The 4,528-nt window shown below is 75.7% G+C and carries 5 protein-coding genes; 2 read left to right on the top strand and 3 right to left on the bottom strand.

The features are described 5' to 3' along the window. The coding region (locus JZ5iCDA_RS15825) for a PspC domain-containing protein (RefSeq protein WP_139123164.1) at positions 1-632 on the bottom strand (632 nt) is incomplete at its 3' end. A gap of 136 nt (positions 633-768) precedes the next feature. On the opposite strand from JZ5iCDA_RS15825, the gene JZ5iCDA_RS15820 reads away from it, so the two are divergent. Beyond that, positions 769-2,175: a PspC domain-containing protein gene (locus tag JZ5iCDA_RS15820; protein ID WP_436967414.1), complete on the top strand. Its 1,407-nt coding sequence runs from the start codon at positions 769-771 to the stop codon at positions 2,173-2,175. Positions 2,176-2,246: 71 nt separating this feature from the next. Next, positions 2,247-2,864 carry a response regulator transcription factor gene (locus JZ5iCDA_RS15815; RefSeq protein ID WP_253182128.1) on the top strand — a complete coding sequence of 206 codons (618 nt, stop codon included), beginning with the start codon at positions 2,247-2,249 and terminating at the stop codon, positions 2,862-2,864. Between the two features lie 25 nt (positions 2,865-2,889). Here JZ5iCDA_RS15815 and JZ5iCDA_RS15810 read toward each other — a convergent pair whose 3' ends face one another. Together JZ5iCDA_RS15810 and cobA are read right to left on the bottom strand one after the other, a co-directional pair. Then, on the bottom strand, positions 2,890-3,273 hold the full coding sequence (locus JZ5iCDA_RS15810) for an Imm8 family immunity protein (RefSeq protein ID WP_069388015.1): 384 nt from the start codon (positions 3,271-3,273) through the stop codon (positions 2,890-2,892). A 449-nt stretch (positions 3,274-3,722) separates the two neighbouring features. After that, positions 3,723-4,528: uroporphyrinogen-III C-methyltransferase (cobA, locus tag JZ5iCDA_RS15805; protein WP_069388014.1), on the bottom strand; the 806-nt coding region annotated here is incomplete at its 5' end.

The following is a 4,528-nucleotide window of genomic DNA, read 5'->3' as shown; positions in this document are numbered from 1 at the left end:
GGGGTGCCGGCAGCGTCCGGGGCCGGCGCAGGGCCGGCGTACGGTGCGCCGGTCCAGGCCTGCGGGCCGCCGGGAGCCGGCGCGCCGGGGCGGGGTCCGCGCCGGTTGAGCACCGACACCGCCACGATCGCGACCGTGACGACCGCGGCGACCCAGAACAGGCCGTTCAGCCAGCCGAGACCCATGTAGTCCCACCACGACCACCAGCCGCCGCCCCAGCTGAGGCCCACGACCACCATGGCGATCGCGCCGAGCATGGCGACGTCGAAGTTCCCGCGGAAGGCCTCCTGCAGGTGGATGCGGCCGTCACGCCGCTCGGGCAGCAGCGCCCACGCCGCCCCGTACAGGACGAGCCCCGCGCCGGAGAGGAAGAAGGTGACGAAGAGGATGCCGCGCACGATCAGCGGGTCGACGCCGAAGCGCTCGGCCACGCCGGACGCGACGCCGCCGATCCAGCGGTCGTCGGCGCGGGTGACACCGGTGCGGCGCACGGCGTCGAAGAACCCGTCCGTGCTCGACGGGCGACGGCCCGCGTCGGGCGACGGGGCGTGAGGGGGCGTGCCGGCGGAGGCCGGCTCGTCCGGTCCCGCCGGTCCCGCGGGGGACTCCGGAGGAAGGTGCGGTGTGCTCATGCCTCCATGCTGGCGCCGGGGTCCGGCCCCCAGGTATCGGGTTCCCCCCTGACCGGACCCTGAATCCGGCGCGCCACGACCCTGGGATCGGCCGCGGACGCCCCTCGGGGTGCTTTCGGCGTGTGACGATCGGGGTGTGACGTCCGAGGCGACCCCGCCCCCGCGCCCCGCACCCGGCGGGCCGACGACCCCTGCGCGCACCGCGCCGGGCCGGACCGGCCTGCCGCTGCGCCGGCCCGAGACCGGCCGGTGGATCGGCGGCGTGGCCGCGGGTCTCGCGGCGCACCTCGGCGTGCCCGTGCGCGCCGTGCGCCTCGTGCTCGTGCTCCTCGGGCTCGCCGGCGGGGTGGGCGTCGCGCTGTACGTGTTCTGGTGGGTCACCGTCCCGACGGGCGACCCGGAGACCGCACGCGACGAGCAGCGGCCCGCGTCGCTGTCCCGCCTCGCCCCGCGCCTGCAGGGCCGGGTCACGCAGCTGCCCGTGCGCGACGTCGCGATCGGCGTGGTCCTGCTCGGTGGCGCGGCCGCGCTCGTGGCCCTGCGCGCCGGCGTCGACGTCGAGGTGTCGTGGGTCATCCCCGTCCTCATCGCGCTCGCGGGCACCGCGCTCGCGTGGAGCCAGCTCGACGCCGCGGAGCGCGGCCGGTGGCTGAGCCGCGCCGGGGGGCGCACGCCCGGCGGGGTGGTGCGCGTCGCGGGCGGCCTGGTGCTCGTGCTGGTCGGCATCGTGCTGCTGGTGAGCCAGAGCACCTCGATGTCGACGATGGTCCGCGCGACCGTCGCCTCGCTCGCGGTGCTGGCCGGCGCGGCGATCGTCCTCGCCCCGTGGTGGCTGCGGCTCGTGCGCGAGCTCGGCGACGAGCGCGCGGCGCGGGCGCGCGAGGCCGAGCGCGCCGACATCGCGGCGCACCTGCACGACTCGGTGCTGCAGACGCTCGCCCTCATCCGCGCGCGGGCGTCCGACGCCGACACGGTCGCGCGACTCGCCCGCGCCCAGGAGCGGGAGCTGCGCGAGTGGCTCTACGACGACCGTCCGTCGCCCGGCACGTCCCTCGCCGCCGAGCTGCGCGGGCTCGTCGCCGAGGTCGAGGACGGGCGCGTCGGGAGACGGCCGCAGGCCCTCGGCGCGGCGGGCGGCGCCGAGGAGGCGGGCCCGGTCGTGGTCGACGTCGTCGTGGTGGGCGACTGCGTCCCGACGCCCGCGACGGCGGCCCTGCTGCAGGCGACGCGCGAGGCGCTCGTCAACGCCGTCGCGCACGGGCGCCCGCCCTACTCGGTGTACCTCGAGGTGAGCGCCGACGCCGCGGAGGTCTTCGTGCGCGACCGCGGCGACGGGTTCCGCATGGAGGACGTCGCCCCCGACCGCTTCGGGGTGCGCGAGTCGATCCTCGGGCGGGTGCAGCGCCGCGCGGGGAAGGCCGAGATCATCAGTCGACCCGGCTGGGGCACCGAAGTACGGTTGCGCGTGCCCCGCGACGTCGACCCTGCCGCGAAGGCCGGGGCCGAGCGCCCGGCGGGCGAGACCACCCAGGAGACCGCGTGACGACCATCCCCAGCCCCGCCGCCGACGGCGCCGCAGCGCCCGTGCCCGTCGTGCTGGTCGACGACCACCACATGTTCCGCGCGGGCGTGCGCGCGAGCCTCGAACCGGCGCGCGTGCAGGTCGTCGGCGAGGCGGACGACGTGGTGTCGGCCGTCGAGCGCGTGCACGCCCTGCGCCCGCCCGTGGTGCTGCTCGACGTGCACCTGCCCGGCGGGAACGGCGGCGGGGGAGCCGAGGTGATCCAGCGCTGCGCGGACGTCCTCGGCGACGTGCGGTTCCTCGCGCTGTCGGTGTCCGACGCCGCGGAGGACGTCGTCGCCGTCATCCGCGCCGGGGCGCGCGGCTACGTGACGAAAGCGATCTCCGGCCCCGACCTGTCGGCGGCCGTCGGTCAGGTCGCGGGCGGCGACGCCGTGTTCTCACCCCGCCTCGCGGGCTTCGTCCTCGACGCGTTCGGCACGGGCGCGGGCGACGTCGCGGTGCGCGACGACGAACTCGACCGGCTCTCGGCGCGCGAGCAGGAGGTCATGCGGCTCATCGCGCGCGGCTACACCTACCGTGAGGTCGCGTCCGAGCTGTTCATCTCCATCAAGACGGTCGAGACCCACGTGTCCGCGGTGCTCCGCAAGCTCCAGCTGTCGTCGCGGCACGAGCTCACACGCTGGGCTGCGCAGCGCCGCCTGCTCTAGCTCGTCCTCCTCGACGTCGTCGGTGCTAGCGGCGGGCTGCCGGCGGCGCCCCCTCAGGCGAGTAGTCCTCGAACTCCCAGTAGCCGAGCCGGGCGAGCCTGTGGCCCACCTGGATCCAGTCGTCGCGCTCGACGCGCTCCACTCTGGCCTTGAACCAGTCGTGGAGGACCCGCTGGTCGAATCGCTCCAGGGAGACGACGACATGGTGCCGTGCGTCGTAGATGCCGCCCGTCCTGCCGCAGGCGTGAGCGAGCCACTCCGGGGTGCAGACGGTGACGTCGAGCGTCTCCTCGCCGGCACCGTCAGCAGGCCCGACCGTCAACCGAGCGTTCGTCGAGAACGCCGACGCGTCCGCAGGCAGGCTGCCGGGATCCGGGTCGAGCACGAGGCTCCTCAACGTCGTACGCACGCGACCAATCCTGCCTCGTGCGGTCAAGCCGGCGCGTAGTCTCCTGGCCGTGAAGCCCGAACCTGGGAGGTCGCGCATCCCTCGGCGCGTCGTCGGTGACACCAAGGCAGCGTGGCGAGCCGGGTGGAAGGTCACGTTCGGGGTCCTGGCACTCGCGGCTGCGTCGTCGTTCCCGCCTGCTGCCTGGTTCCATGCTCAAGAGACGAGGGTCATGGATGCATGCACGCGCTGCTACGAGCTCGGCGACCCGTTCCCGTGGTGGAGCCTCCTGCTGGCCTCCGTCGGGTGGTGGCTCGCACTCCTGGCGATCGGTCGACGTTGGGGCCTCTACCGAGCGCTTCGCGCGGACGACCGCCGGGTCGCGGCCGTGAACCGGGTACGCGTCGCTCAGCGCCGCGCCGCACGGTCCGACCTGCCGTCCCCCGAGGACGCATCGGAATCGCCGACGGTCAGTCCCCCCAGGCGGGGGAGAGGCGCACGACGTCGCCCACGACCGTGACGGCGGGCGGGCGCACGCCGGCCTCGCGCGCGCGGTCGGCGATCGTCGCGAGCGTCCCGACGGTCGTGCGCTGCCGCGGCCCGTAACCGTCCTCGACCACCGCGACCGGTGTCTGCGGCGAGCGGCCCTGCGCGACGAGCGCGTCCGCGGTCTCGGCGAGACGGGACACGCCCATGAGCAGCACGACCGTGTGGTCGGAGGCAGGGGGGACCTTGCCGACGTCCTCGTGGCCCGTCAGTACCGTGAAGCCGCGCGAGACGCCGCGATGGGTCACCGGGATCCCCGCGGCGGCGGGCACGGACACGGCGCTCGTCACGCCGGGGACGACCTCGACGGGGATGCCATGCTCGCGGCACGCGTCGAGCTCCTCGCCGCCGCGGCCGAACACGTACGGGTCGCCGCCCTTGAGCCGCACGACGTGCCGCCCGGCGAGCGCGTGCTGCACGAGGACGGCGTTGATCTCCGCCTGGGGCACGGGGTGGTTGCCCGACGTCTTGCCCACGTCGACCACCACGACGTCGTCCCCCAGCTCGTCGAGCAGACCGCGCGGCGCGAGCCGGTCCACGACGACGACGTCCGCCGCGGCGAGCAGCCGGCGACCGCGCACCGAGATCAGGCCCGTGTCGCCCGGGCCGCCGCCGACGAGCGCGACCGACCCGACAGCGCTCGCGGCGCCCTCGTCCCGCACCGCCCGCAGGGGCAGCTCACCGGCGTCGAGCAGTGCCGCCACGGCGTCGCGCACGCGCTGCGCCCGCC

Origin of the sequence: Cellulosimicrobium cellulans (assembly GCF_001722485.1) — a bacterium.
Classification (GTDB): domain Bacteria; phylum Actinomycetota; class Actinomycetes; order Actinomycetales; family Cellulomonadaceae; genus Cellulosimicrobium; species Cellulosimicrobium cellulans_A.
Note: the sequence above shows the minus strand (reverse complement) of the source record. Positions and strands in the feature narration are given on the sequence as shown.

Coding starts and splice junctions, on each gene's coding strand:
- JZ5iCDA_RS15815 (WP_253182128.1), top strand. CDS start 2,247: ATGTTCCGCGCGGGCGTGCGCGCGAGCCTCGAACCGGCGCGCGTGCAG.